Here is a 26,976-nt window from a genome sequence, read left to right as displayed (position 1 = left end):
ATGAAATTTATTATTAGTGGAAAGAATATAGCAGTAACAGAAGGACTTAAAACAGCTGTTGAGGACAAGCTTGGTAAACTTGAAAGGTATTTTACTCCTGAAACTGAGATTTCAGTAACCTTAAGCGTTGAGAAGGATCGCCAGAAGATCGAGGTAACAATCCCTGTGAAAGGTAACATTATCCGTTCCGAGCAGGTAAGCAATGATATGTATGTATCCATCGATCTGGTTGAAGAGGTAATTGAGCGTCAGCTTCGTAAATACAAGAACAAGATCGTTGACAAGCAGCAGGAATCCACAAACTTCCAGAAAGCATACCTTGATAAGGATTATGAAGAGGATGAGGAAGTTAAGATCATCCGTACCAAGAAATTCGGAATCAAACCAATGTATCCGGAAGATGCATGCGTACAGATGGAGCTTCTTGGACATAATTTCTTTGTATTCTTCAATGCTGAGACAGAGCAGGTGAACGTAGTTTACAAACGTAAAGGTAATACTTACGGACTGATCGAGCCGGAGTTTTAGGCAGAAGTCTCTGTAGGAGATCATGGGTGAATGATCTTTTATAAAAACTGAATATTGAACGACTGAGAAAAGCTCCGGGAATCTGCGTGGAAAATCTGCAGATTCCCGGAGCTTTTTTTCAGGGCAGAAGAACAGCTCCGGACACGATTTGTTAATTAATTGTTCATTGTTTTTATAACTGGAAAGTGGTAGAATATATACCATATGTGATCTGGATATCAACAGAGAACTGGAATGATTATGATGATTGGAACGAACAGTGTCCTGGAATGATCCTGAATCGGATAGATAAGAGACTTAAATGTCCTATTTCGAATAAAATGATTGGAGCAGAAACATGAATGTTTTTTCAAAAGTATTTGGAACCCGCAGCCAGCGTGAAGTAAAGCGTATCATGCCGCTGGTTGAGAAAACCGAGAGCTATCAGTCCCAGATGCAGCAGCTCACAGACGAGCAGTTACGGGACAAAACCAGAGAATATAAGAAACGTCTTGCAGAAGGCGAAACACTGGATGATCTTCTTCCTGAGGCATTTGCCACCGTACGTGAGGCTGCCAAGCGTGTGCTTGGAATGGAGCATTACCGTGTACAGATCATCGGTGGTATCATCCTTCACCAGGGCCGTATCGCCGAGATGAAAACAGGTGAAGGTAAAACTCTTGTTTCCACACTTCCTGCATACCTGAATGCCCTTGAGGGAAAAGGTGTCCACATCGTAACTGTCAACGACTACCTGGCTAAACGAGATGCCGAGTGGATGGGTAAAGTCCATGAGTTCCTTGGCCTGACTGTAGGCGTGGTACTTAACGACATGAAGCCGGAAGAACGCCGTGCGGCATATGGATGTGACATCACATACGTTACCAACAACGAACTTGGATTCGATTACCTTCGTGATAACATGGTTATCTATAAAGAACAGCTTGTTCAGAGAGATCTTCACTACTGTATCATCGATGAGATCGACTCCGTCCTGATCGATGAGGCACGTACACCTCTGATCATTTCCGGACAGAGCGGCAAGTCCACCAAGCTTTATGAGGTGTGCGATATCCTTGCACAGCAGCTGGAGCGTGGTGAGGCCAGCCATGAGATGACCAAGATGGCAGCCATCATGGGCGAGGAAGTTATCGAGACCGGTGACTTCGTTGTAAATGAGAAAGATAAGATCGTCAACCTTACCGAGCAGGGTATTAAGAAGGTTGAGAAATTCTTTAATATCGAGAACCTGGCAGATCCGGAGAATCTGGAGATCCAGCACAACATTATCCTTGCGCTTCGTGCACATAACCTGATGCACAAAGATCAGGATTACGTTGTAAAAGATGACGAGATCCTGATCGTCGATGAATTTACCGGACGTATCATGCCGGGCCGTCGTTATTCCGATGGTCTTCATCAGGCGATTGAGGCGAAAGAGCATGTTAAGGTTAAAAGAGAGAGTAAGACTCTTGCAACCATCACCTTCCAGAACTTCTTCAACAAATATGACAAAAAAGGCGGTATGACCGGTACGGCCCTTACCGAGGAGAAAGAGTTCCGTGATATCTACGGCATGGACGTTGTAGAGATTCCGACCAACCGTGTGGTACAGCGTAAAGACCTTGATGATGCCGTTTACATGACAAAGAAAGAGAAATTCAATGCCGTTGTAGAGGCAGTTAAGGAAGCTCACGCAAAACATCAACCGGTACTGGTTGGTACGATTACCATCGAAACTTCCGAACTTCTCAGCAGAATGCTGAAGAGAGAGGGAATCCCGCATAACGTACTGAATGCCAAGTTCCATGAGCTTGAGGCTGAGATCGTAGCACAGGCAGGACAGGCAGATGCCGTTACCATCGCAACCAACATGGCAGGCCGTGGTACCGATATCAAGCTTGACGATGTGGCAAGAGAGGCCGGCGGTCTGAAGATTATCGGTACTGAGCGTCATGAGTCAAGACGTATTGATAACCAGCTCCGTGGACGTTCCGGACGACAGGGAGATCCGGGTGAATCCCGTTTCTACATTTCCCTTGAGGATGACCTGATGCGTCTGTTCGGTTCCGAGAGACTGATGAAAGTGTTCACATCTCTTGGTGTTGAGGAGAATGAGCAGATCGAGCATAAGATGCTCTCCAACGCCATCGAGAAAGCGCAGGAGAAGATTGAGTTCAACAACTTCGGAATCCGTAAAAATCTTCTCGACTATGACCAGGTTAACAATGAGCAGAGAGAGATCATCTACGAGGAGCGTCGTCAGGTACTTGACGGTGAGAACATGCGTGATGCCATCTACAAGATGATCACAGATATCGTAGACAGCATGACAGACATGTGTTTCTCCGATGATATGGATTCTTCTGAGTGGGATCTTGATGAGTTCAATACCGCGATCACTCCGATTATCCCAATCCACCCTCTGACTGCAGAGAAGGTAAAAGGTCATAAGAAAGATGAGATCAAGCATATCGTGAAGGAAGAGGCTGTGAAGCTTTATGAAGCGAAAGAGGCTGAGTTCCCGGAACCGGAGCAGCTTCGTGAGCTTGAGCGAGTAGTTCTTCTGAAATGTATCGACAGCAAGTGGATGGATCACATCGACGACATGGAAATGCTCCGTCAGGGTATCGGCCTGATGGCATACGGCCAGAGAGATCCGGTTGTTGAGTACAAGATGAACGCATTTGAGATGTTCAACAACATGATCACTTCCATTCAGGAAGATACCGTACGTATGCTGTATCATGTTCATGTAGAGCAGAAGATCGAGCGTGAGCAGGTTGCAAAAGTAACCGGTACAAACAAAGATGACAGCGCCGGCCCGAAGAAACCGGTTCAGCGAAAAGAAGATAAAGTATATCCGAACGATCCGTGCCCATGCGGAAGCGGCAAGAAATATAAACAGTGCTGTGGACGTAAGGCAGCGAAGATCTGAGAATGAAGATAAAAATAGTCTCACCTGATGATATGGTGGGGCTATTTTTGTATAAGAGCAGAGAAAGGATATGATAATATGGCCGTTATAAAAACAGCAATTCTTCAGACACATGTATATACAGAAAAATCCCGTAACATCATTCAGGCAGCAGAAATTCTTGCAAGTCCGGAACTTCAGGGAATCGACCTGGCAGTTCTGCCCGAAATGTTCTGCTGTCCCTACGAGAACAAATACTTCCCGGAATATGCGGAATCCGAAGGCGGGGACACCTGGGAAAAATGTTCCAGGCTGGCAGCAGAACGTGGGATTTATCTCATAGCTGGAAGTATGCCGGAGAGAGACGCAACCGGTCGTATTTACAACACATCCTATGTTTTTGACAGAAACGGGCATCAGATCGGGAAACACCGGAAGATGCATCTTTTTGACATTGATGTAAAAGGTGGCCAGTATTTTAAAGAATCAGATACCCTGACACCGGGAGATCAGGTGACAGTTTTTGACACAGAATTTGGAAAGATGGGCGTTTGCATCTGTTATGATTTCCGCTTTCCGGAACTTGCCAGGCTGATGGTGGATCAGGGGGCAGAGGTGATCATTGTGCCGGCGGCTTTTAATATGACAACAGGTCCTCTCCATTGGGAGCTGATGTTCCGCCAGAGAGCCGTGGACAATCAGGTATACACCCTCGGGGCCGCACCTGCCAGAGACCTGAATGCCGGATACCATTCCTGGGGCCATTCCATTGCCGTGGATCCCTGGGGAAAAGTCCTCATGGAAATGGAAGAAAAGCCGGACGTAAAAGTTGCGGAACTGGACCTGGAGGAGGTAAAAAAAGTCCGGGAACAGCTGCCTCTTCTGAAGCACCGGAGAGGGGATATCTATGAATTGTCGCAGATAAAATAGAAATGCCTGAACCACGTTTTCGTTGTAATTTTCAGGCCCATATGGTATTGTATAAGACAGGCAGGAGTTCCTGCATCAATATATAGAAAGAAGGTGAAGCTGTGGTTGAGTTAGATCAGTTCAAGAGTATTCTTGCAACATACACAGAGCCATTAGTGGAAGTGAGGGATTCACTTTGACCTCGCTAACAAAGAGCAGAAGGTCGAAGAATTAGAGCGCGAGATGGAAGCGCCTGATTTCTGGGATAACGCAGAAGTATCTCAGATGAAGATGAAACAGTTAAAGAGTCTCAAGGATGATATTGAGACATACCATAATCTGGAAACACAGATGGAAGATATGGAAACCATGATCGAGATGGGATATGAGGAGAATGATCCGGAGATCATCCCTGAGATCCAGGAAATGCTGGACGAATTCCAGGCAAGCTTTGACAGCATCCGTGTGAAGACACTTCTTTCCGGAGAGTATGACGGAGAGAATGCCATCATTAAGCTGAACGCAGGAGCCGGTGGTACAGAGGCATGCGACTGGTGTGGAATGCTTTACCGTATGTACAGCAGATGGGCGGAGAAAAAAGGATTTGCACTGGAAGTACTGGATTACCTTGACGGTGATGAGGCCGGTGTGAAATCCGTAACCTTCCAGGTAAACGGAGAGAACGCCTACGGTTATCTGAAATCCGAGAAAGGTGTTCACCGTCTTGTACGTATTTCCCCGTTTAATGCGGCAGGAAAGAGACAGACATCTTTTGTATCCTGTGATGTTATGCCGGATATCAAGAAAGATCTGGACGTTGAGATCAATGATGATGATATCCGTATTGATACCTACCGAAGCAGCGGTGCCGGTGGACAGCACATCAACAAGACATCCTCTGCGATCCGTATCACCCATTTCCCTACAGGAATCGTGGTACAGTGCCAGAATGAACGTTCTCAGCACATGAACAAGGACAAGGCCATGCAGATGCTGAAAGCCAAACTGTATCTTCTGAAACAGCAGGAAGCTGAGGAGAAACTTTCCGGCATTCGAGGCGAAGTGACAGATATCGGCTGGGGAAACCAGATCCGTTCCTATGTCCTGCAGCCATACACCATGGTAAAAGACCATAGAACCAATGAAGAAACCGGTAATGTTGACGCAGTTCTGGACGGTGGTATTGACATCTTTATCAATGCATACCTGAAATGGATCGCGCTGGCGAAAAAGAAAGAATAACATTACTGTCACGGAACCCCATAAAGACAGAGAAAAGGACTCCGCAGGCAAAAAATCGCTTGTGGAGTTTCTTTTATTATGATAATATATCTTTTGTACAAAAACACTTGTCTTTATGAAACGGACAGAAAGGTTGCTGCACACAATGTGAACAGCAACTAGAGAGGTTGCTATGCAGAAACAGGTTGAGAAGAAAAAATACTATGTAGTAAGAGAGAGGGCAGTGCCGGAAGTACTTCTTAAGGTTGTTGAGGCCAAGAGGCTGCTGGAATCCAACCGTGTGGCTACTGTTCAGGAAGCTGCTGAAAAGACCGGGATCAGCCGTAGCTCTTTTTACAAATATAAGGACGATATTTTTCCTTTCCACGAGGAGACCAGGGGAAAGACCATCACCTTTATCATTCAGATGGACGACGAGCCGGGACTTTTATCAATGGTGCTGCAGACGATTGCCCGTTTTCACGGTAATATCCTGACCATACATCAGAGTATTCCCATTAACGGAGTTGCAACACTGACGCTGAGCGTTGACATCCTTCCGGGAGAAGGCGACGCAGAAGCTATGGTGGAGGATATTGAACAGAGAGACGGTATACACTATTTGAAAATTTTAGGCAGGGAGTAAGCATATGATAAACATAGCAGTATTAGGCTACGGTACAGTAGGAAGCGGAGTTGTTGAAGTAATCAACACCAATCATGAGAGCATTAACAAAAGAGCCGGAGATGAGATCAACATCAAATACGTTCTCGATTTAAGAGATTTTCCGGGAGATCCGGTTGAGAAAGTTCTGGTTCATGATTATGAAGTGATCGTAAACGATCCAGAAGTGGATATTGTCGTTGAGGTTATGGGCGGGATCGAGCCTGCTTATACCTTTGTAAAAAGAGCTCTTCAGGCAGGAAAGAGTGTAAGCACATCCAATAAGGCCCTGGTAGCCAAACATGGTTCCGAGCTTATGGAGATCGCCAGAGAAAAAAATATCAACTTCCTTTTTGAGGCAAGCTGTGGCGGCGGTATCCCGATCATCCGCGCACTGAATTCCTCACTGACAGCAGATGAGATCGATGAGATCACAGGAATCCTTAACGGAACAACCAACTACATGCTTTATAAGATGAGCACGGAGAATTGTGATTTTGACACAGTTCTGAAAGAAGCCCAGGCGAAGGGTTACGCTGAGGCAGATCCGACTGCAGATGTAGAGGGCGCTGACGCATGCCGCAAGATCGCGATCCTTTCCTCACTTGCATACGGAAAATTCCTGAATTACGAGAATATTTATACAGAAGGAATCACAAAGATCACACCGGCAGACATGGAATATGCGAAAGAACTTGGCATGACCATTAAACTTCTTGCCACAAGCCGCAGAGTTGGAGATTCCTTCTATGCGATGGTAGCGCCGTTCCTGGTAGGACAGGAGAGCCCGCTCTACAGTGTAAATGATGTATTCAACGCAGTATTTGTACACGGAAATGTTCTCGGAGACGCCATGTTCTACGGAAGCGGAGCAGGTAAACTTCCGACCGCAAGTGCTGTTGTTGCGGATGTTGTGGATGAGGCAAAACATCTCCACAGAAATATCATGACAAACTGGAACAGCCATGCCCTGGAGCTTATGGATGTGGATGACGTAGAGGGACGCTTCTTTGTACGTGTGTCTGATACTACTATGGACGAAGTAGAAAAAGCTTTCGGTGATGTACAGACTATCGAGCCGGATGACCTTCCGGACGAATTCGGATTTATCACACCGGTGATGAAGCAGGCTGAATATAAAGAGAAGATCAGTAAGCTTACCGGAAAAGTACTGGCAATGATCCGCGTGAAGGATTGATGCCTGAGGAGAAATAAGAACATGTTAATCGTAAAAAAATTCGGCGGTACTTCTGTGGCAAACAAAGAGCGTATCTTTAATGTTGCCAGAAGATGTATCGAAGATTATAAAAAAGGAAACGACGTGGTGGTCGTGCTTTCCGCAATGGGTAAATATACCGATGAGCTGATCACCATGGCGAAAGATATCAACGACAAACCTCCGAAACGTGAGATGGATATGCTTTTTACCATCGGAGAACAGATGTCGGTAGCACTGATGGCCATGGCTATGGACAGCCTGGGAGTACCGTCAGTTTCCCTGAATGCATTTCAGGTGGCTATGCACACAACAAGCGCACACAGCAGTGCCCGTCTGAAAAAGATCGATGCCGCACGTATCCGCAGAGAACTGGATAACCGCAGAATTGTTGTGGTTACAGGATTCCAGGGCATTGATAAATATAATGATTACACCACACTTGGCCGTGGAGGTTCGGATACCACAGCCGTAGCTCTTGCAGCAGCGCTTCATGCAGATGCCTGTGAGATCTATACCGATGTGGATGGCGTTTATACTGCTGACCCCCGTAAGGTTCCGAAAGCCCGCAAGCTTAAGGAGATCACTTACGATGAGATGCTGGATCTGGCAACTCTGGGTGCGGGAGTGCTTCATAACCGTTCTGTGGAGATGGCGAAGAAATACGGTGTACCGCTGGTGGTACGTTCCAGTCTCAACAACAGCGAAGGAACTGTGGTAAAGGAGGAAGTAACAGTGGAGAGAATGCTGATCAGCGGTGTTGCTCTGGATACAGATGCAGTACGTATTGCTGTGATCGGACTTAAAGATTCACCAGGAGTAGCATTTAAGCTTTTTGATACCCTGGCCAAGAAAAATATCAATGTGGATATGATCCTTCAGTCTATCGGCCGTGCCGGAACCAAGGATATTTCCTTTACTGTTGATAAAAATGATCTGGACGATGCAATGGCAGTCCTGGAATCCAACCAGGCACGCATCGGCTATGATGAGCTTCATGCGGAGAAAAACATCGCCAAACTTTCCATCGTGGGAGCTGGTATGATGAGTAATCCGGGTGTTGCCGCAAAAATGTTCGAGAGCCTTTATAATGAGGGCGTGAACATCAATATGATCGCGACATCTGAGATCCGTGTGACTGTTCTCATCAATGAGAAAGATGGCGTACGTGCCATGAATGCGGTACATGATGCGTTTAATCTTGCAGATTAACCGGATAAACTGCGAAGCAGTTAATCGGTGTAGAGCTGCGTAGTGAATGCGGATTGCGAATTGCGAATATCCGTTTGACATTGCAGAAAAATGATCTGGCGTGCAGTTATGCAGCATAAGCAGCAGGATATGCCAGAGCGAAAATGAGAAATGACGGGGCGGAGGCTTGGTATAAGTCTCCGCCTTCTATAACGGAACGGTGCGTGCATTCGGGCTGTCCGCCGGAAAGATGTGGCCGTTCATAAGGAGAGAATTTTTATGAGAAAAAATCTGAAGGGCTGTAAGAAGCTTGCAAGGGAAACGCTGACTGGTAATTTTACGGTTCCGGTGATCGGCAGTATTGCGGTTGCGGCGATGAGTGTGGTTTCAAGCTACATTTCCACAGCACTTTTTCCGGGAGATTCCGCGTACGCGATCATCGGAGGAGAAGTATTCAGCTTTATCCTTTCTCTGGTGATCTGCGTTTTTTCCGCAGGACTTTACCGGATCTACCTGAATATTTCCAGAAGGGAAGCATATTCTTTTGGAGATCTTCTGTACTTTTTCAGCCACCAGCCAGACCATGTGATCGTGGCATCCTTTGTGCTGGCACTGATCAATCTGGTGACATCACTTCCACTGGCGTGGTTTTCGTTCACAAGCGATATGGGAAATACAGTGGAAGAGCAGATGAACTGGGCAGTGACTTATATGCTGCTGACACTTCTCGGGTTTGGGCTGAACCTGCTGATAGCCATGCCTTTCACCATGAGTTATTATATTCTGTCCGATAATCCGGACATGAAAGGAACACAGGCACTGAAAGCAAGTGCGAAACTTATGAAGGGGCACTACTGGGAGTATTTGAAAATGCTCTTAAGTTTTATACCGTGGATTATTTTTTCCATGTTTACGCTTTATCTGGCACTGATCTGGCTGGTGCCTTATATAGAAACCTGCATGGCAGTTTTCTATCGGAATATTTCCGGAGAATTTGATGAGCCACCGGCGGGGCCGTATCCCCCGGTGACACCGGTTCCTCAGTTTCATGATGAAACCGAAGCCTGATGCCTCCCGGCGAGGGCGCCTGGATGCGGCGGGCATCTTCTTTCTGGAGGGGATACTAGAGGCGTAGACTTTTCCTTTCCAGGGAGGATACTAGAGGCGTAGACTTTTTCCTTTCCAGGGAGGATACTAGAGGCGTAGGCTTTTTCCTTTCCGGGGAGGATACTAGAGGCGTAGGCTTTTTCCTTTCCAGGGAGGATACTAGAAGCGTAAGCATTTTTTCCTTTCAGGGGGACCATTTTGGCATGGGCAGGTACGAGGGGGAAAGCACTCAAAGTTGCGAAGCCCGCTTTTCCCCTCGAGCTCCCCCTTTCCGGGCACGCAGTTGTTGTAGGCTGTGAGAATGTGTGAAAGTATTGGCGGGGCGATGGATTCTACTGTGTCGGCTGCGGAAAGTTGAGCCGCTTTCCCGTCCGCCCTGAACCAACAATCGGCTCAGCCTGACACTGCCAGTACAGCAGAATACAGGACTGAGCCGATAAAGTTACACATTCCATAACGCATCACAGCGGCGTGGCCAGGAGGGGAAGAGCGCGAGAAGGGGAGACGGCCTTCGCAACTATGAGTGCTTCCCCTTCTCGCAAATTTCCTACTTTCATAAAGTAAAAACTATAATCCCAAAAAGAAACACACACACTTCAAAAATCCACTTCACAAAGTAAAAACCATAATCCCAAAAAGAAACACACACACTTCAAAAATCCACTTCACAAAGTAAAAATCACAATCCAAAAAAGAAAAACACACAAACATTACAGATTCAAAGGAAGTCGTCCCACAACTTCCTTTGTCAAAACACCTATGAGAATCCCCGCCAGGACCCCGGCCACCAGCAGTGCCGGTGCATAAACCATCAGACTCGTATTACTCACCACGATCATGGCAACGATCAATTGCCCAATATTGTGCGTAACCCCACCAGCCACACTGATCCCGATCAGACTAAACCCGGAATGTTTTTTCAGCAGATTCATCACAGTCAAACTAAGCGCGGCGCCAGCCATACTATATAAAATACTGAACAGATTTCCAAACATAAACCCAATCACAAGTATCCTGACAACGGACACAAGAGCCGCCTCTTTCGCAGAATACCGATCCAGGATAAAAAGCACTGCCAGGTTTGCAAGTCCGAGCTTGATTCCCGGAATTCCTGCAAACACAGGAATCAGGGACTCCACATATCCCAAAATGATCGCTACTGCGGAAAATAATCCAAGATAAGCTGTTTTTCGTTTCATAAATAAACCCTTTCATTTGTTACAGATGTGCCCCGGACCAAATGTCATCTGTCGGAGGAGAGCTGCATGGCGAACGCACATTACGCATATATTCCATAACATCTTCATCTTACGTCACCGCATCAATCTTCGGTGAACTCTTCGAATCCGAATCCTCCGTGGTATTTTCTCCTTCTATCACCACTTTGTTAGGAAGACAGATAATAGAACCGCCATGTTCATCCACAGCTTTCTGTTTCATACAGTAATGATCCGGACAGGTTGCTTCGATCATGGTAACTTTTCCGTTTTTGATCTCGCAGACATTGGTGTCTCCGATATGTATGACCTGATCCTGGGAAAGAGAATAAGTTCCGAATTCTTTTCCGTCAACGGTAATACGGATCGTATTGTGGGAACGTTTCCCTGTGATCTGAAAACCAAGCCAGAGAACCCCGGCCAGAATTAGGATCCCGGCAATAAAAATCACTTCTTTTTTCTTCAAAATAAAAACTCCGTTTCTGTCACAGATTCAGAAAAAATCATATCATACTCCCATTCAAAAGGCAAATATAAGTTAAGGATATCTAACCAATATCTGGAAAAGTTACAGCAAAAATTAAAGATACGGAGAAAAAAGTTACCGCGTACTAACAAAAAGTATAGACAAGAAAAAAATCAGGTGATATAATACCTAGCTGTAAGTTAGCAATATCTAATTAAAGAAAAATGATTAATTAGAACTAATCTATAAATATGAGTAAAAGATATATAACTTATTCAAAAAACGGTTATGTGCAGATGATAGGAACGGACTGTGAATATCTGACTGACTAAATACAGGGGAGAAAAGAGATGAAAAACCAGAATTTTTATATGAGAGTGATTTCTTTACTGCTGGTAGTTCTGGCTGTGCTTTTTTATAACAGCAGTATGAAAGCCCAGGCAAACGAAAAAGAAATTTCGGCTCTGACAGATAAGGTAGACACGCTTCAGGAGCAGCAGAATGAACTTCTCAGTGCACTGGAGACAAGCTATGCAAACCGTATGCAGAATCAGGCAGCATCCACAGGAACTGACAGCAGTAATGCAGATTCAACAGACGGTGACAAGGCAGCAGACACTTCGGACGGCAAGACATCCGATGCAAACGCGGAGGACACAGCAGCGCCAGATTCCGATAACGTATATAAAGATGGAACTTACACAGGAGAAGCTGATGGATACGGCGGAACCATTCAGGTGGAAGTGACACTTGCCAGTGATGAAATTACATCCATTAATGTGGTCAGTGCACCAGGTGAGGACAGCGCATATCTTTTACAGGCAGAGAGTGTGATCGATTCCATCTTAAGTGCGCAGAGTACAGATGTGGATACTGTATCAGGAGCAACTTTCAGTTCTACAGGAATCCTGAATGCGGTGGATGATGCACTTGGAAAGGCGGAAAACTCATGAAAAAAAGACAGCGGGAAGTAAGGCTGATGCGTGCGGGGATACAGCTGGCATTTTTTATTGCTGCCCCGTCTCTGTTTTCCACAGCTTTTGCGGGAATCAAATCAATTTTTCTCGCCATTGCGGCCGGTCAGCCGGTAGAGTGGAACTCCTTTCTGACTGTAACAGCAGTGCTTCTGATCTTTACGTGTTTTTTCGGAAGACATTTCTGCGGATATGCATGTGCATTCGGATCTTTTGGAGATGCCGTGTATGAAGGTTTTTCTCTGATCTGGATGAAATGTTTTCATAAAAAAAAGAAACCAGCTCTTTCTGAAAGAATGGTACACAGACTTCAGAAAGTCAAATATATCGTACTGGCCCTGATTTTACTTTCCTGCCTTACAGGAGTATACGGAAAGCTTACAGGAACCAGCCCGTGGGATGTTTTTTCCATGATTACAGCAGGACGTTTCCCTAACAGTAAATATCTGGCGGGAATCGTGATTCTGGTTCTGATCATGGTGGGAATGTGTACACAGGAACGTTTTTTCTGCCAGTTTCTCTGCCCTATGGGAGCGGTTTTTGCATTAATGCCGATCCTTCCGGGAGCACTTTTTCAGAGAAACCGTGAAAAATGTCCGCCGAAATGCGGTCTCTGTAAAAAAAGATGTCCGGCTCATCTGGATATTGACGGCGACACGGCCAGGTCCGGCGAATGTCTTTGCTGCCACGCATGTGCGGCAACCTGTCCGAGAAAAAATATTCACATTGGAACAAATGAGGGAAATTAATCTATGAGATCTCATGCTCTGAAAAAGAAAGCTTTTCTGGCAACGGCTGCAGCTGCAGGAATTACCATGGTTTTTCCTGTATTATGCGTAGCTTCGGAAAATGACATACAGACATATACCAATACAGATTTTGCCATGGATACTGTGGTATCAGAAACACTTTATACCACAGGAGACGATATAAACAGTAAACTGACATCTGTACTGACAGATGTGGAAACAAACCTTCTTTCATGGACCAATGAAAGTTCCCAGATTTACAAGGTGAACGCAGACAGCGGAAAAGATAAGGAGATTTCCGATGAACTTTCCGGATATCTGGAACGCCTTCTGAAAATTGCGAAAGATTCTGACGGAGCTTTTGATCCGACCATCGGAAAACTGATCCGTCTGTGGGATATTGGCGGGGAAAATCAGAAAATTCCTGAAGAAGCAGAAATCAAAAATGTTCTGAAAGATTCCGGATATCAGAAAGTTTCTCTTGACGGAACGACGATCCGCATGGACGAGGGATGTTCGCTGGATCTTGGTGCAGCCGGAAAAGGAATTGGCTGTGACTCGATTCTGGAATATCTGGAAACACAGAAGGATGTTTCTGCGGCGCTTATGAACCTTGGGGGAAGCAGTGTCATGACCTATGGAAGCAAACCGGATGGTTCTTCCTGGAACGTGGCAGTGACAGATCCCCGTGCTGAAAATGACGACGATTATCTTGGTGTGGTTGCTTTAAATGGCACAGAATTTCTTTCCACATCCGGAGATTATGAGAAATATTTTATCGAAGATGGTGTAAGGTATCACCACATTATGGATCCGTCCACCGGTTATCCGGCAAAAAGCGGAGTGACCGGAGTTACGGTAGTCTGCGACACAGGCCTTGAGGCAGACGCACTTTCCACCGCATGTTTTGTGCTGGGGGTGGAAAAAGGTGCCGAACTGTTGAAAACTTACGGTGCGGACGGACTCTTTGTGGATGAAGATCACCATGTGTATCTCACTGAGGGGATGAAAGAGCGGTTCAGCCTGCTTGCGGATTCCTACAGCGTGGAGGATATCATCGAATAAACGTAAGTTTCAAAGCAGTTTGACGGTATTTACGGTAGTAACCCCTGGAAAGGTTTCTATAAATATTTCATATTTTTAGGAGGAATAAGTAATGCATAAGTGGAATTTACTGAAAAAAACGGCTCCCTGCATCTTAAGTCTTGCAGTGGCAGCAACAAGTTTTCCTACAGCTGTAATGGCAACAGACCTGGACAGCAGCATTGTAGCAGACGAAACCGAGCAGAGCGATGAGGAAGAGATTGCTGAGGTTTCCGATTACGAGGCAGCTGCGGGAGAGGCTGCTGATGCAGAAGAAATTGCGGCAGAGGACCAGAGCGCTGATGAGATCACAGAGGAAAGCGCAGCAGAGAATACGGAGGAAGAAGCTTCCGGTGCAGACGAATTTACAGCAGCAGAAGATGAGACAGAGGCATTTGCGGATTCTGATGAACTTCAGGGAGAGTATCAGTATGTGTATGCAGGCCTGACCTGGGCAGAGTACTGGGCATCTGAAGGTGTGTATGCAGCAGGAGATACAACTTCTTCTGAGGAATTGGACGGCCATAAGGAACTTGACAAAGGTGCTTTTGATACGGTAACAAGAGCAACTACAAACCATGGACTTCACAGAGGAAGCTTCCAGACAGAGACAACTATCGTGGCAGAGGACGGAAGCAGATATCCGATCGCAACATGGGTGGATCAGAATACTATCAAGCTGACAGACGGAAAAACTGTAGGATTTAAAAAAGGAACCATTACAAAAGCAGACGGAACAACCGTAGATATGGATCATTATGAAGTATATGGCCTGAAATACGTTCCGGTTGCTGTAAGAACAGAAGATTATGCAGCATTTTGCCAGAAATACAACGTAGTTACCAATGATGGTGTACTGGAAGGTGGATATGGTGAGGTACAGCTGAGCGCCTATACAGCAACAGCAGCAGTAACAGCAGATACCAACGGTCTGAAATATGCAGTGAAAAACGGCGACAGCTTTACATTTGAGGCAAGAAAAACAGGAGCAGATTCCGGAATCAAGGATCAGGCTCAGAAAACAGCGACAAATGTAACACCGACTGTAAAAGATGCAAGCGGAAGCTACGGAGAATTCCTCCGTGTAGATATTACAGGAGACGGATACGGAGATCTTGGAGCAAACATGCAGGCAGTACGTTGGGATTACTGTGGAGATGACGCTACAGGAACAAAGGTGCTGAGATCTTTCGGAACCAAGTTTGCGGCAGATAACTGGATGCATAAAGCCATGGGAATCCAGCTTGGACTTACCGATTCTTTAAGATGCCAGCTTCCGGAAGGAACAGACGGAACCGGATACTGGAGACTGACAGTATACGCACTTGGCTATGCAGACTACAGTTTTGTGGTACAGGCTACAGACGCAAATATTGTAAAACCATCTGAAGAGCCGGCAGATACAACTGCTCTTACAAAAGAGGTTGAAACAGCAAAAGCACTTGCTGAGAACGATTATACAAAAGCGACCTGGGCAGCAATGCAGACAGAGCTTCAGGAGGCAGAAGAGCTTCTTGCAAGAGAAGATGCAACACAGGCAGAGGTTGATGAGGCACTTGAGCATCTTAAGGCAGCAGAAGCAGCTCTTGTAAAAGTGACAGTTACTCTTGACAAAACATCTGCAACCATTTACACAGGAAAAACAGTTACTCTGAAGGCAACTTCAAATGATACAGCTAAGACAGTAACATATACAACCAGCAACAAAGCAGTAGCAACAGTATCAAGCACAGGTGTTGTAAAAGGTGTGAAAGCCGGAACTGCAGTGATCACTGCAAACTGCGGAAACGCAACAGCAACCTGCAAAGTAACTGTAAAAACATCCACTGTTAAATTTACAAAAACATCCACAACTGTATACACAGGAAAAACTGTTACAGTAAAGGCAACAGCAACTCCATCCGCGACTGTAAAATATACAAGCAGCAATACAAAGATTGCTACAGTAAACGCAAGCACAGGTGTTGTAAAAGGAATCAAAGCCGGAACAGTGACAATCACTGCAACAACAAGCACAGGTCTTAAGACAACCTGCAAGGTAACTGTAAAAGCTCCATCTGTAAAATTCGCAAAGAAATCTGCAGTTGTTTACAAAGGAAAAACAGCCACTGTAAAAGCAACACTGGCCGGAGTATCCTCTGTAACATATAAGAGCAGCAATACAAAGATCGCAACAGTAAACAGCAAGACAGGTACCGTAAAGGGAATCAAAGCCGGAACTGTAACGATCACAGCAACAAGCGGAAAACTGAAAGCAACCTACAAGCTGACAGTTAAGAACCCGACCTTTACACTTACAAAATCCTCTGCAACAATTGCAAAAGGAAAAACAACAACCATCAGATCCAAAGCAACACCAGTATCCACTGTTACATACACAAGCAGCAACAAGAAAGTTGCAACCGTAACAGGCAAAGGTGTTGTAAAAGGAATCAGCAAAGGTAAAGCAACCATCACAGTTAAATGCAACGGAATTACAAAGAAATTTGTGGTAACTGTTAAATAATACAACGGTTCATCAAAGAGTAGGAACCTCTGCCGCAGGTATACGGAAATATCTGCGGCAGAGGTCTGCTCATTTTCTGTGGCGGTTCGGAAAATGACCGGAAACGCCGTAAAGAGCATATACCTGACAGAAGCCGCACAAAAAGAGGGGAGAAAAAGAATTATGGAAAAAGATTTAAAAGACAAAAAGCCAGCTGAAAATGGCACACCCAAAGTACCCTGGCCAAAACTGATCCCTGCAGCTGCTGTCATTGCGGCACTTGTATTTTCAGGTATAAAAGCACAGGGCTCTGATGAAAGTACGGAATCTGTCCCGAAGGCAGATTCGACGGTAATGTCTGCGTCCGAACTGGAAAAATATTTCGGATATGAAGAGGAAACTTCTGTTTCCGGCGCCAGCACGGCAGACAACAAAAAGAGCAGTACGCCAAAGAAAACCACATCAAAAAAAAGTACGAAAAAAACAGCAGCAAAAAAAAGTTCAGGAAAAAGAACTGTATCAGAATCTGCAAAAAACAGTGGCGGTGCAGCCGGCCAAGGATCTACTCAGACACCGGTGGCAGATGTTCCGGCCAATGGATATAAAGACGGAGTTTACGAAGGAACCGGAACCGGATTCGGAGGAACCATTCGTGTGCGTGTAACAATCAGCGGAGGAAGGATCGCGGCGATCGATATTCTGGATGCATCCGGGGAGACTGCTTCTTATTTTGCATCTGCCCAGGGAGTGATCAGCAAAATGATCGCGGGAAATACACCAAATGTAGATGCAGTCAGCGGAGCAACCTATTCTTCCAACGGAATTATCCAGGCAGTCCAGAATGCATTATCCCAGGCAGCGGCAGATGGAAGCAGCCAGCAGGTCACCCCTGCACCTGTGGCAACCTCCACACCAACGCCAACAAAAGCCCCTTCAAAGAAACCAAAGCCAACTGCAAATCCAGATCCTGACAGTCCGAAAAAATATCTGGATGGTACATACAAAGCATCCGCAAAAGGTTACAGCGGAGATGTAAAAGTGACCGTAACCATCAAGGATGGAATCATCACAGCGGTAAAACAGGAAAACTCAGATACTCCGATGTTTTTTGAAAAAGCGTGGAGTGTGCTGGAAGAGCAGATTGTGGGAACGAATTATGTAGACGATATTGATACCGTCAGCGGAGCAACCTACTCCTCCAACGGAATTCTGAATGCTGTGAAAAAGGCTCTGAAGTCTGCGCTTAATCCAGAATATGGAAAGAAAGTAACTCCAACTCCGACAAAGAAACCGACACCAAAGCCAACGGCAACACCGAAACCAACGGCAACGCCGAAGCCGACCGCAACTCCGGTTCCAACGGCAACACCGGAACCTACAACCGATCCGGATGACCCAAATGTAACACCGACTCCAGATCCGGAGAATCCTGATGTAACACCGGAGCCTACCGAAGATCCGGAACCGACCCCTGCAGGAATGTATAATGACGGAACTTATCAGGGCTCAGCTTTTGGATATGGTGGCAAAACAAGACTGACCGTAACCATCTCAGGAGGTCAGATTGTTGAGATTACACAGACGAATAATGATACTCCGGAATTCTTTAATGAGGCATGGAATACCATTTATCCGCAGATTATGGCAAACCAGACTGCAGATGGCATTGATACTGTCAGTGGTGCGACACTCTCATCCGAGGGCATTCTCGGAGCAGCGCAGAAAGCACTTGCACAGGCAAAAAAATAACCGAATTAACTGCAAAGCAGTTATTCGGTTATGAGCAAGTAGCGAATGCGGATTGCGAATATCTGCTTGACTATAACCAACACTCTTGATCTAAGTCAAAGTCCCCGGGAACTTCACAAAATCCAGGAAGTTCCCGGGGTTTTTATGTTCATGTATAAGGAGATATTCTACCTTTTTACCCTTATATCGACAAAAAAATAACAGATCAATACACAGAATAATAAAAAAAAAGACAGAATATATAAAAAGAAATTTGAATTACATCAATAATTAACGCAAAACATCCTGGAAAATACAGCCATAATTTTATTGCATACAACTATATTTTATGTTATGTTTGAATATGTGTAATTAAAATTGTTATTTATGTGACAAACAACGCTGAAAGGAGAACAAACATGAGCAGTAAAATTACGATCATCGGAGCAGGAAGCGTAGGTGCAACCATCGCCTACACCTTATCACAGAAGAGCATTGCCTCAGAAATCGTCCTGATCGACATCAACAAACAGAAGGCAGAGGGCGAGGTCATGGACATTGACCAGGGAACCAGTTTCCGTGAACCGATCTCCATCGTGGCAGGAGATTATCCGGATGCAGCTGATTCTGATATTGTCATCATCACTTCCGGTATTGCCAGAAAGCCAGGACAGACACGTATCGAGCTGACACAGACTAATGTCAACATCATGAAAAGTATCACTCCGGAGATCGTAAAGGTGGCTCCTAAGGCGCTTTATATTATTGTAAGTAATCCATGTGACATTATGACGTATGCATTTGCAAAAATTTCCGGTCTTCCGGAGCGCCAGATCCTTGGTTCCGGAACTGCACTGGACACTGCCCGTCTCCGCTGCAGACTTTCCCAGCACTATGGCGTATCGGAGAAGAATATTCATGCCTATGTATTCGGAGAGCATGGAGATACTTCCTTTGTACCGTGGTCAAGAGCCTTTGTTGCAGGTGCGACCCTTGATGAATTTGACAAGATCGTTCATGAGGATCAGAAAGATCTGCCGCCACTTGACAGAGAGGAAGTTCTGGAGTATGTTCATACTTCAGGATCAACTGTTATTGCCAAGAAAGGTGCCACATTTTATGCGGTAGCCGTATCTGTCTGCAGACTTTGCTCGCTTCTTCTTGCAGCATCTGATACAATAGTCAGTGTATCAACCATGCTTCACGGAGAGTATGGCATTGAAGACGTATGTCTTAGCACTATGGCTTCCATCGGACCGAATGGTGTGAAACGAATTGTCCGCGTTCCTCTGACCGAGGAGGAGACAGAGAAGCTTCACGCAAGCGCTAATGCTCTGAAAGACGTGATCGCACAGATTGATCTTTGATAAATGTCAGAAGCTGTGTAAAGAGGGAAATGCAGCCTCAGGCAAATTTGAAACAACGGGAGAAAGATAAAAATGGATATTATTCAGGTAATTACCAGAGAATTGAACGTTGAGAAATGGCAGGTCGAGGCAGCAGTCAAACTGATCGACGAAGGCTGCACCATTCCTTTTATTTCCAGATACCGCAAAGAAGCAACCGGTACACTCAATGACGAACAGCTTCGTAACCTTAACGAAAGACTTGCCTATTTAAGAAACCTTGAGGACAAAAAAGCCCAGGTTCTCGGAAGCATCGAGGAACAGGGCAAGCTGACTCCGGAACTGAAGAAACAGATCGAGGCAGCGCAGACACTTGTAGTGGTAGAAGATCTTTACCGCCCATATCGGCCGAAACGCCGTACAAGAGCTATCATTGCCAGGGAAAAAGGCCTGGGACCGCTGGCGGATATCATTCTTCTTCAGATGACGAAGAAACCTCTTGAGGAAGAGGCGAAAGCATTTCTTTCAGAAGAGAAAGAAGTCAAAACTGTGGAAGAAGCCATCAGCGGCGCCAGGGATATCCTTGCGGAACATATTTCTGATGAGGCAGACTACCGTATCAGCATCCGTAAAAGAACCATGGATAAAGGAACGATCTGTTCCGTTGCGAGAGATGAGAAAGAGCAGTCCGTATACGAGATGTATTATGATTTCGAGGAGCCGGTGAAGAAGCTTGCCGGCCATCGTGTCCTTGCCCTGAACCGTGGTGAGAAAGAGAAATTCCTCACTGTAAAGATCCTTGCACCTGAGGAAGAGATCATCCGCTATCTGGAGAAACAGGTGATCGTCCGCGACAATCCCAATACCACACCGGTGCTGAAAGAAGCCATTGAGGACAGCTACAAACGTCTCATCGGACCGGCCATTGAGCGTGAAATCCGAAGTGCCCTTACAGAGGCAGCAGAAGACGGTGCTATCCATGTCTTTGGCAAAAACCTGGAGCAGCTTCTCATGCAGCCTCCAATTGCGGGGCAGGTAGTTCTTGGATGGGATCCGGCGTTCCGTACGGGATGTAAGCTTGCAGTGGTAGATCCAACCGGAAAAGTTCTGGATACTACAGTGATCTATCCAACAGCGCCTACCAACGAGACCAAGATCCGTGCAGCCAAGGAAACCCTCAAAAAACTCATCAGCAAATATCACGTGACCCTGATTTCCGTAGGAAACGGAACCGCATCCAGAGAGTCCGAGCAGATCATCGTGGAACTTCTTAAGGAAATCCCGGAAAAAGTTCAGTATGTGATCACCAACGAGGCAGGAGCTTCCGTATATTCTGCAAGCAAGCTTGCAACAGAAGAGTTCCCGAATTTCGATGTGGGACAGAGAAGTGCCGCATCCATCGCAAGACGTGTTCAGGACCCGCTGGCAGAGCTTGTAAAGATCGACCCGAAATCCATCGGTGTGGGCCAGTATCAGCATGACATGAACCAAAAGAAGCTTGGCGAAGCATTGAACGGCGTTGTAGAAGACTGTGTTAATAAAGTCGGCGTGGATCTGAATACCGCATCCGCATCCCTTTTGGAATACATTTCCGGAATCAGCAAAACCATCGCAAAAAATATCGTTACTTACCGTGAAGAAAACGGCCGTTTCCAGACAAGAAGAGAACTTCTGAAAGTTGCCAAGCTGGGACCGAAAGCTTTTGAGCAGTGTGCAGGTTTCACACGGATCACAGGGGGCAAAAATCCTCTGGATGCAACCAGTGTCCATCCGGAGAGCTACGACGCAGCCAAAAAACTCCTGGAAAAACTTGGCTACACACCGGAAGATGTGGCAGAGCGTAAACTTACTGGCATTTCCAGACAGATCCGCGATTACGGAAAACTGGCAAAAGAGTTGGAGATCGGTGAGCCGACTCTTCGTGATATCGTAAAAGAGCTGGAAAAACCGGCCAGAGATCCACGAGATGAGATGCCGAAACCGATCCTCCGTACCGATGTCCTGGATATGAAAGACCTGAAAGAGGGTATGGTACTGAAGGGAACTGTCCGCAATGTTATTGACTTCGGTGCTTTTGTAGATATCGGAGTTCATCAGGACGGTCTGGTCCATATTTCCGAGATGAGTGAGAAATTTATCAAACATCCGCTGGAAGCAGTCAGCGTGGGAGATATTGTGGATGTCCGTGTTCTTGGCGTGGATCTGAAGAAGAAGCGTATCAGTCTTTCCATGAAGGGAATTAATAAATAAAGAGAAACATTCAGTAAGGCGCAGCGGACAGGAATGCTTCGCATTGCATTACGAGACAAAATATAACAGAATTGCGATACAGATGCAGCAGTGGTTTATACCCTATACTTTATGGAACCGGAGAAATCGGTTTTACAGGGAAAAACCGCTGCTGTATTATTATATTACCAGATGCGGATTATAGAGAAGATTTATATCAGGATAAACAATGAAGAGATGATGAGAACGTGATGCACCCTGAAAACCATATTTTGATCCGTACATATTGAGTGATCGATCAGACAGGAGGGATTTTATTTGGACAGTACTGTACAGACAGTGCAGGAGGTAGGAAGTCAGGTAAGCCAGTATAAGCAGATGTTTGAGAATTATCTTCCGGACATCACAAAATTTGGAATCAAGGTTGTCCTGGCTATCGTTGCTTTTTGGGTAGGAAGCACGGTGATCAAATGGATCGTAAAGTTTGTCAGAAAATCACTGACAAAATCCAGACTGGATACAGGAGTGGCACAGTTCATGTCATCTCTGGTCAAGATCGTGCTTTACATACTTCTGCTCTTTAACATATCCATAAGCTTTGGCGTAAAGGAATCATCCCTGGCAGCACTTCTTGGAACTGCCGGTGTTACTTTGGGTCTTGCACTGCAGGGCGGACTTTCCAACCTGGCAGGAGGTATGATGCTCCTTCTGTTCAAACCTTTCCAGGTAGGTGATTACATCATCGTCAACGGACAGGATGGAAGTGAGGGAACCGTATCCAAGATCGAGATCTGTTACACAACGCTTTTATCCATCGATAATAAGCACATCGTAATCCCCAACGGTACGCTTTCCAATACGACCATTACCAATGTAACAGCCAGAGACCAGCGAAGACTGGAGATCAAGGTAGGAATTTCCTACAATGCAGATATCCAGAAAGCCAAGGAAATCCTGGAAGACATCCTCACCGATGATCCGGACACCAGAGAGGACGAAGAGATGGTAGTATTCGTAGACGAACTGGCAGAAAGCTCCGTGATCATGGGCTTTCGTGTCTGGGTAGACACCGACCGCTACTGGGATACCAGATGGAGACTCAACCAGCGGATTAAGGAAGATTTTGATTATTACGGAATTGAGATTCCTTATAATCAGCTGGATGTGCATCTGCATAAATAAGAACGAAATTATTTTTGAAGAAAAAGCTCTTTTATATGGTAGGAAAACTGCTGTATGAAGGGGCTTTTTGTGGCTTGTATTGCGGACTTTTTTGTGTGAAAATAGAATATAAGAAAAAACAGGGGGATGGCAAATATTATGAAGATTATTAATTTTGGTTCTTTAAATATTGATAAAGTCTGCAGTGTGGAAGAGTTTGTTCAGCCAGGAGAAACCATTATGGCAACGGGATATAGTGTCAATGCCGGCGGAAAAGGACTGAACCAGTCAGTAGCAGCTGCCCGTGCGGGCGCGCAGGTACTGCATGCGGGAGCTGTTGGCAGTGACGGACTTTTTCTGAAAGAAATCCTTGCAGATGCTGGTGCGGATGTTTCCTGTCTGCGGGTCATGGATACAGAAAGCGGCTGTGCTTTTATTGAAGTAAACAGTAAGGGACAGAACCGTATTATTGTCAGTGCGGGAACAAACCGTATGTATACAGAAGAATATATCAAAAATGTGCTGGAAAAGGCAGAAGCCGGAGATTTTGTGCTTTTGCAGAATGAGATCAATATGGTTGGGGAAATTATCCGACTCAGTCATGAAAAAGGCTGCAGAGTTGTTTTTAATGCATCGCCGATTCCCGGGAAGCCGGAGGAACTTCCTCTGGAACTGGTGGATATCTTTATGGTAAATGAACTGGAGGCAGCAGCTCTGGCAGGGACTTCCACAGAAGGGGATTTCCGGGATATTCTGAAAGCACTTCAAAAGAAGTATCCAAAGGCAGCCATTGTTATGACACTTGGAAAAGAAGGGGTTTTCTACGGATATAAAGAAGAATTTTATTCCCATCCGATATTTAAAGTAAATGCTGTAGATACAACTGCGGCAGGAGACACTTTCTGCGGATATTTCCTGGCAGCACTCTGTGCGGAAAAATCAGTGGAAACAGCGTTGAGAGAAGCATCGGCAGCTTCCGCGATGGCAGTTTCGGCCAAAGGTGCGGCACCTTCCATTCCGGTACACAGTGCGGTGGAAGAATGGCTTTGTGGCAGATCATAGCAGCAGTTTTTATTGACAAACCAGTGCCACAATGCCATAATACCCCACAGAGATAGTATTTGGACTCAAAACTATACTCTGGCTGAAATCACTGGAATCTTATATAAAATAGTCTGCCGGAATCCGGAAACGGGAACGGACGGATATATATAAAATTATAAAAGATATGAGCCTGTATCGATGATAACGAAGGTGTTACAACAGTTATGGAATTTTGAGAAACTGTTGAAGATCATGCTTTTCGTGTACAAAAAACAGGACTCAATATACAGGGAATCAATCAGAAGCGTTTCAGGGTCGAAGTGTACCCTGGAGCGCCTTTTTTGTGTCACAGAAAATCATTCCCTGCAGGAAAGGACTTATATAAGATGACAATAGAGATGTTAAAAGGAAAGATCCACAGAGCAACCGTTGTCCAGGCGGAACTGGATTATGTGGGAAGTATCACTGTGGATGAAGAATTGCTGGAAGCTGCCGGAATACTGGAATATGAAAAAGTTCAGATCGTAGATGTGAACAACGGCAGCCGTTTCGAGACATACACCATCTGCGGAGAACGCGGAAGCGGTATGATCTGCCTGAACGGAGCAGCAGCAAGATGCGTAAGCACCGGTGACAAGATCATCATCATGGCTTATGCAGGGTACGATCCGGAGGAAGCACGTACCCACAAGCCTGCAGTTGTATTTGTAGATGAAGAGAATAAGATCAGCAGAGTGACCAATTATGAAAAACACGGACTGCTGAAAGATATGGCCTGACAGAATTTTGTAACAGAAGAAATCAAGACACATACAGAAGTAAGACGAAGGTGAATTCAGAAAAGAGGCTATCTCGAAATCTATAAGGAAAACCGGTTCAGAACCGAGAAAGAGGAGAGAACAATGCAGGTAACAAAAACAGTAGAAGAAACAAGAAAACAGATTAAAGCGTGGAAAAAAGAAGGAAAAACAGTAGGTCTTGTGCCAACCATGGGATTTCTCCATGAAGGACATGCAAGCCTGATCAGAAAGTGCAGAGAGCAGAACGATATCGTAGTAGTATCGGATTTTGTCAATCCAACACAGTTTGGACCGACGGAAGATCTGGAAGCCTATCCGAGAGACTTTGAGCGTGACAGCAAACTCTGCGAAAGCCTGGGAGCAGACCTGATCTTCTGCCCGGAACCTTCCGAGATGTATCACGATCCCCACGCATTTGTAAGCATAGACACCCTGTCTGAAACACTCTGTGGAAAAACACGCCCGATCCATTTCAAAGGTGTATGCACGGTTGTGACCAAACTGTTCCACATTGTGGCACCGGACAGAGCATATTTCGGACAAAAAGACGCGCAGCAGCTGGCGATCATCCGCAAGATGGTGCGTGACTTAAACTTCGACATTGAGATCGTAGGTTGCCCGATCATCCGTGAGGAGGACGGACTTGCAAAATCCTCCAGAAATACATATTTAAGCCAGGAGGAAAGAAAAGCAGCACTCTGCCTGTCAAAAGCAGTAAAACTGGGACAGGAAACCATTCACACAGGAATCGCCGCAGAAGAACTTCTGGGAAAAATGAGAGCAGTAATCGAAGCAGAGCCTCTTGCAAAAATTGATTACGTTTCCATGGTAGACGCACTTACCATGCAGCCGGTTGAAAAAGCAGACCGGGATGTTCTCGTAGCAATGGCTGTTTACATCGGAAAAACAAGACTGATCGATAACTTCAGCTACGAGGTATAATATATGGAAAAAATCTTTAAAAAAATCGGAACCATCAGCAGCTTTGCATCCAGATATATAGGGATCATTATCATCGTTTTCTCCTGCCTGGCATTTTTCTGGCGGGATGGATTTGCCTGGATGACGAATTATACGTCGGTATTTCTGGGCGTGATCATGTTTGGAATGGGACTTACAATACGGATGGAAGACTTCCGGGCTATTTTTTCCAGACCCAAGGAAGTGGTGATCGGTGCGGTGGCTCAGTATACCATTATGCCGGTGATCGCCTGGCTGCTGTGCAAAGTGATGAACCTTCCGGCAGATCTGGCCCTGGGAGTGATCCTGGTAGGTTGCTGCCCGGGAGGAACGGCCAGCAACGTAATTACTTATATCGCAGGAGGAGATGTGGCACTTTCTGTGGGAATGACCATTGTTTCCACACTGGCAGCGCCACTGATGACGCCGTTTCTTGTGTATGTTCTGGCAGGCGCCTGGGTAGAAGTCTCTTTCTGGGCGATGGTACTTTCTGTGGTAAAAGTAATTCTGGTCCCGGTCCTTCTGGGAGTCTTTCTCCGAAGTCTTGCGGGAGAACATGTGGATAAGGTATCGGATGTTATGCCGCTGGTATCGGTTGTGGCTATTGTCATGATCATTGGAGGGATCGTGGCAGTAAATGCAGAAAAGATCGTAAGCTGCGGAGTTCTGGTGCTTGGAGTAGTGGCGATCCACAATTTCTGTGGTATGATGCTGGGATTTCTGGCTGCAAAAATCTTCCATGTGGAGTATTCCAGAACAACTGCTATAGCTATAGAGGTAGGCATGCAGAACAGTGGCCTTGCTGTCTCACTGGTAGCAGCTAATTTTGCAGCCAATCCGCTTGCAACACTTCCGGGCGCGATCTTCAGTGTATGGCACAATATTGCGGGTTCCATTTTTGCGGGGATCCGCCGTGCAGGTGCAGAAAACCTTGCAGAGCTTAAGGGGAGCAGCGAAACGGCAGAGGAATGCATACAGATGAAATAAGAAAAGAAAAAAGTA

Annotated in this window: 22 protein-coding genes; 20 read left to right on the top strand and 2 right to left on the bottom strand. The window is 45.7% G+C overall.

The window, feature by feature from the left end:
* From hpf to AC04Q6_RS06160, 8 genes are all read left to right on the top strand, one after another.
* Entirely contained in the window at positions 1-528 is a 528-nt protein-coding gene (hpf, locus tag AC04Q6_RS06195; RefSeq protein ID WP_015526242.1) for a ribosome hibernation-promoting factor, HPF/YfiA family, read from the top strand.
* Positions 529-865: 337 nt separating this feature from the next.
* Entirely contained in the window at positions 866-3,445 is a 2,580-nt protein-coding gene (gene secA / locus AC04Q6_RS06190) for a preprotein translocase subunit SecA (protein ID WP_021975796.1), read from the top strand.
* Between the two features lie 78 nt (positions 3,446-3,523).
* The gene (locus tag AC04Q6_RS06185) at positions 3,524-4,354 is read left to right on the top strand and encodes a carbon-nitrogen hydrolase family protein (protein WP_021975795.1); all 831 of its coding nucleotides are present in this window, start codon (positions 3,524-3,526) and stop codon (positions 4,352-4,354) included.
* Between the two features lie 101 nt (positions 4,355-4,455).
* Positions 4,456-5,575 (top strand): peptide chain release factor 2 gene (prfB, locus tag AC04Q6_RS06180; protein ID WP_118061801.1). Its coding sequence is split into 2 segments (ribosomal slippage): positions 4,456-4,530 and positions 4,532-5,575, totalling 1,119 coding nucleotides; the frame shifts between segments, so codons are not numbered across the junction.
* 172 nt (positions 5,576-5,747) lie between these two features.
* Entirely contained in the window at positions 5,748-6,200 is a 453-nt protein-coding gene (locus tag AC04Q6_RS06175) for an ACT domain-containing protein (protein WP_118061802.1), read from the top strand.
* Between the two features lie 4 nt (positions 6,201-6,204).
* On the top strand, positions 6,205-7,416 hold the full coding sequence (locus tag AC04Q6_RS06170; RefSeq protein ID WP_118070899.1) for a homoserine dehydrogenase: 1,212 nt from the start codon (positions 6,205-6,207) through the stop codon (positions 7,414-7,416).
* Between the two features lie 21 nt (positions 7,417-7,437).
* Complete coding sequence (locus AC04Q6_RS06165; protein ID WP_118070900.1) at positions 7,438-8,646, top strand: aspartate kinase; 1,209 nt, start codon at positions 7,438-7,440, stop codon at positions 8,644-8,646.
* 258 nt (positions 8,647-8,904) lie between these two features.
* Positions 8,905-9,693: a DUF975 family protein gene (locus AC04Q6_RS06160; RefSeq protein ID WP_178745781.1), complete on the top strand. Its 789-nt coding sequence runs from the start codon at positions 8,905-8,907 to the stop codon at positions 9,691-9,693.
* Between the two features lie 749 nt (positions 9,694-10,442).
* Here the strand turns inward: AC04Q6_RS06160 and AC04Q6_RS06155 are convergent.
* Positions 10,443-10,931: a Gx transporter family protein gene (locus AC04Q6_RS06155; protein ID WP_118061806.1), complete on the bottom strand. Its 489-nt coding sequence runs from the start codon at positions 10,929-10,931 to the stop codon at positions 10,443-10,445.
* Positions 10,932-11,040: 109 nt separating this feature from the next.
* Positions 11,041-11,415 (bottom strand): NusG domain II-containing protein, encoded by a 375-nt coding sequence (locus AC04Q6_RS06150; RefSeq protein WP_021977950.1) that lies wholly within the window; start codon positions 11,413-11,415, stop codon positions 11,041-11,043.
* 350 nt (positions 11,416-11,765) lie between these two features.
* Here AC04Q6_RS06150 and AC04Q6_RS06145 point away from each other — a divergent pair, with 350 nt between their 5' ends.
* The 12 genes from AC04Q6_RS06145 to AC04Q6_RS06090 all read left to right on the top strand — a co-directional run bounded on the left by AC04Q6_RS06145 (position 11,766) and on the right by AC04Q6_RS06090 (position 26,961).
* Positions 11,766-12,368, top strand: a complete 603-nt coding sequence (locus AC04Q6_RS06145) for an FMN-binding protein (RefSeq protein WP_244832665.1) — start codon at positions 11,766-11,768, stop codon at positions 12,366-12,368.
* The gene (locus AC04Q6_RS06140; protein ID WP_021977948.1) at positions 12,365-13,138 is read left to right on the top strand and encodes a 4Fe-4S binding protein; all 774 of its coding nucleotides are present in this window, start codon (positions 12,365-12,367) and stop codon (positions 13,136-13,138) included. The genes AC04Q6_RS06145 and AC04Q6_RS06140 overlap by 4 nt, the downstream gene beginning before the upstream one ends.
* 3 nt (positions 13,139-13,141) lie before the next feature.
* Positions 13,142-14,203, top strand: a complete 1,062-nt coding sequence (locus AC04Q6_RS06135) for an FAD:protein FMN transferase (RefSeq protein ID WP_118168726.1) — start codon at positions 13,142-13,144, stop codon at positions 14,201-14,203.
* A gap of 91 nt (positions 14,204-14,294) precedes the next feature.
* Positions 14,295-16,727 carry a penicillin-binding Tp47 domain C-containing protein gene (locus AC04Q6_RS06130; protein ID WP_119248237.1) on the top strand — a complete coding sequence of 811 codons (2,433 nt, stop codon included), beginning with the start codon at positions 14,295-14,297 and terminating at the stop codon, positions 16,725-16,727.
* A gap of 162 nt (positions 16,728-16,889) precedes the next feature.
* Positions 16,890-18,455 (top strand): FMN-binding protein, encoded by a 1,566-nt coding sequence (locus AC04Q6_RS06125; protein WP_118070930.1) that lies wholly within the window; start codon positions 16,890-16,892, stop codon positions 18,453-18,455.
* 398 nt (positions 18,456-18,853) lie between these two features.
* Positions 18,854-19,801: an L-lactate dehydrogenase gene (locus AC04Q6_RS06120; RefSeq protein WP_021977417.1), complete on the top strand. Its 948-nt coding sequence runs from the start codon at positions 18,854-18,856 to the stop codon at positions 19,799-19,801.
* A 72-nt stretch (positions 19,802-19,873) separates the two neighbouring features.
* The gene (locus AC04Q6_RS06115) at positions 19,874-22,030 is read left to right on the top strand and encodes a Tex family protein (RefSeq protein ID WP_118070906.1); all 2,157 of its coding nucleotides are present in this window, start codon (positions 19,874-19,876) and stop codon (positions 22,028-22,030) included.
* Positions 22,031-22,327: 297 nt separating this feature from the next.
* Positions 22,328-23,191 carry a mechanosensitive ion channel family protein gene (locus AC04Q6_RS06110; RefSeq protein WP_021977419.1) on the top strand — a complete coding sequence of 288 codons (864 nt, stop codon included), beginning with the start codon at positions 22,328-22,330 and terminating at the stop codon, positions 23,189-23,191.
* A 138-nt stretch (positions 23,192-23,329) separates the two neighbouring features.
* Complete coding sequence (locus AC04Q6_RS06105; RefSeq protein WP_174087921.1) at positions 23,330-24,232, top strand: ribokinase; 903 nt, start codon at positions 23,330-23,332, stop codon at positions 24,230-24,232.
* Positions 24,233-24,600: 368 nt separating this feature from the next.
* Complete coding sequence (panD, locus tag AC04Q6_RS06100; protein WP_021977421.1) at positions 24,601-24,993, top strand: aspartate 1-decarboxylase; 393 nt, start codon at positions 24,601-24,603, stop codon at positions 24,991-24,993.
* Positions 24,994-25,116: 123 nt separating this feature from the next.
* A complete protein-coding gene (panC, locus tag AC04Q6_RS06095; RefSeq protein ID WP_021977422.1) occupies positions 25,117-25,956 on the top strand; it encodes a pantoate--beta-alanine ligase in 840 nt (279 codons plus the stop codon).
* Between the two features lie 3 nt (positions 25,957-25,959).
* Positions 25,960-26,961, top strand: coding sequence for a bile acid:sodium symporter family protein (locus AC04Q6_RS06090; RefSeq protein WP_118070907.1), 1,002 nt, complete (start codon positions 25,960-25,962; stop codon positions 26,959-26,961).
* Positions 26,962-26,976 lie beyond the last annotated feature (15 nt).

The sequence above is a fragment of the Blautia sp. HA9023 genome, from assembly GCF_056504095.1.
This window is presented reverse-complemented; position numbering and strand designations above follow the sequence as displayed.

What these genes read in the sequence shown, in the direction of transcription:
- AC04Q6_RS06155 (WP_118061806.1), bottom strand. Translation starts at nt 10,931, where the DNA reads ATGAAACGAAAAACAGCTTATCTTGGATTATTTTCCGCAGTAGCGATC.
- hpf (WP_015526242.1), top strand. Translation starts at nt 1, where the DNA reads ATGAAATTTATTATTAGTGGAAAGAATATAGCAGTAACAGAAGGACTT.
- AC04Q6_RS06145 (WP_244832665.1), top strand. Translation starts at nt 11,766, where the DNA reads ATGAAAAACCAGAATTTTTATATGAGAGTGATTTCTTTACTGCTGGTA.
- AC04Q6_RS06125 (WP_118070930.1), top strand. Translation starts at nt 16,890, where the DNA reads ATGGAAAAAGATTTAAAAGACAAAAAGCCAGCTGAAAATGGCACACCC.
- AC04Q6_RS06130 (WP_119248237.1), top strand. Translation starts at nt 14,295, where the DNA reads ATGCATAAGTGGAATTTACTGAAAAAAACGGCTCCCTGCATCTTAAGT.
- AC04Q6_RS06140 (WP_021977948.1), top strand. Translation starts at nt 12,365, where the DNA reads ATGAAAAAAAGACAGCGGGAAGTAAGGCTGATGCGTGCGGGGATACAG.
- AC04Q6_RS06175 (WP_118061802.1), top strand. Translation starts at nt 5,748, where the DNA reads ATGCAGAAACAGGTTGAGAAGAAAAAATACTATGTAGTAAGAGAGAGG.
- secA (WP_021975796.1), top strand. Translation starts at nt 866, where the DNA reads ATGAATGTTTTTTCAAAAGTATTTGGAACCCGCAGCCAGCGTGAAGTA.
- panD (WP_021977421.1), top strand. Translation starts at nt 24,601, where the DNA reads ATGACAATAGAGATGTTAAAAGGAAAGATCCACAGAGCAACCGTTGTC.
- AC04Q6_RS06090 (WP_118070907.1), top strand. Translation starts at nt 25,960, where the DNA reads ATGGAAAAAATCTTTAAAAAAATCGGAACCATCAGCAGCTTTGCATCC.
- AC04Q6_RS06120 (WP_021977417.1), top strand. Translation starts at nt 18,854, where the DNA reads ATGAGCAGTAAAATTACGATCATCGGAGCAGGAAGCGTAGGTGCAACC.
- AC04Q6_RS06170 (WP_118070899.1), top strand. Translation starts at nt 6,205, where the DNA reads ATGATAAACATAGCAGTATTAGGCTACGGTACAGTAGGAAGCGGAGTT.
- AC04Q6_RS06115 (WP_118070906.1), top strand. Translation starts at nt 19,874, where the DNA reads ATGGATATTATTCAGGTAATTACCAGAGAATTGAACGTTGAGAAATGG.
- panC (WP_021977422.1), top strand. Translation starts at nt 25,117, where the DNA reads ATGCAGGTAACAAAAACAGTAGAAGAAACAAGAAAACAGATTAAAGCG.
- AC04Q6_RS06105 (WP_174087921.1), top strand. Translation starts at nt 23,330, where the DNA reads ATGAAGATTATTAATTTTGGTTCTTTAAATATTGATAAAGTCTGCAGT.
- AC04Q6_RS06185 (WP_021975795.1), top strand. Translation starts at nt 3,524, where the DNA reads ATGGCCGTTATAAAAACAGCAATTCTTCAGACACATGTATATACAGAA.
- AC04Q6_RS06135 (WP_118168726.1), top strand. Translation starts at nt 13,142, where the DNA reads ATGAGATCTCATGCTCTGAAAAAGAAAGCTTTTCTGGCAACGGCTGCA.
- AC04Q6_RS06160 (WP_178745781.1), top strand. Translation starts at nt 8,905, where the DNA reads ATGAGAAAAAATCTGAAGGGCTGTAAGAAGCTTGCAAGGGAAACGCTG.
- AC04Q6_RS06165 (WP_118070900.1), top strand. Translation starts at nt 7,438, where the DNA reads ATGTTAATCGTAAAAAAATTCGGCGGTACTTCTGTGGCAAACAAAGAG.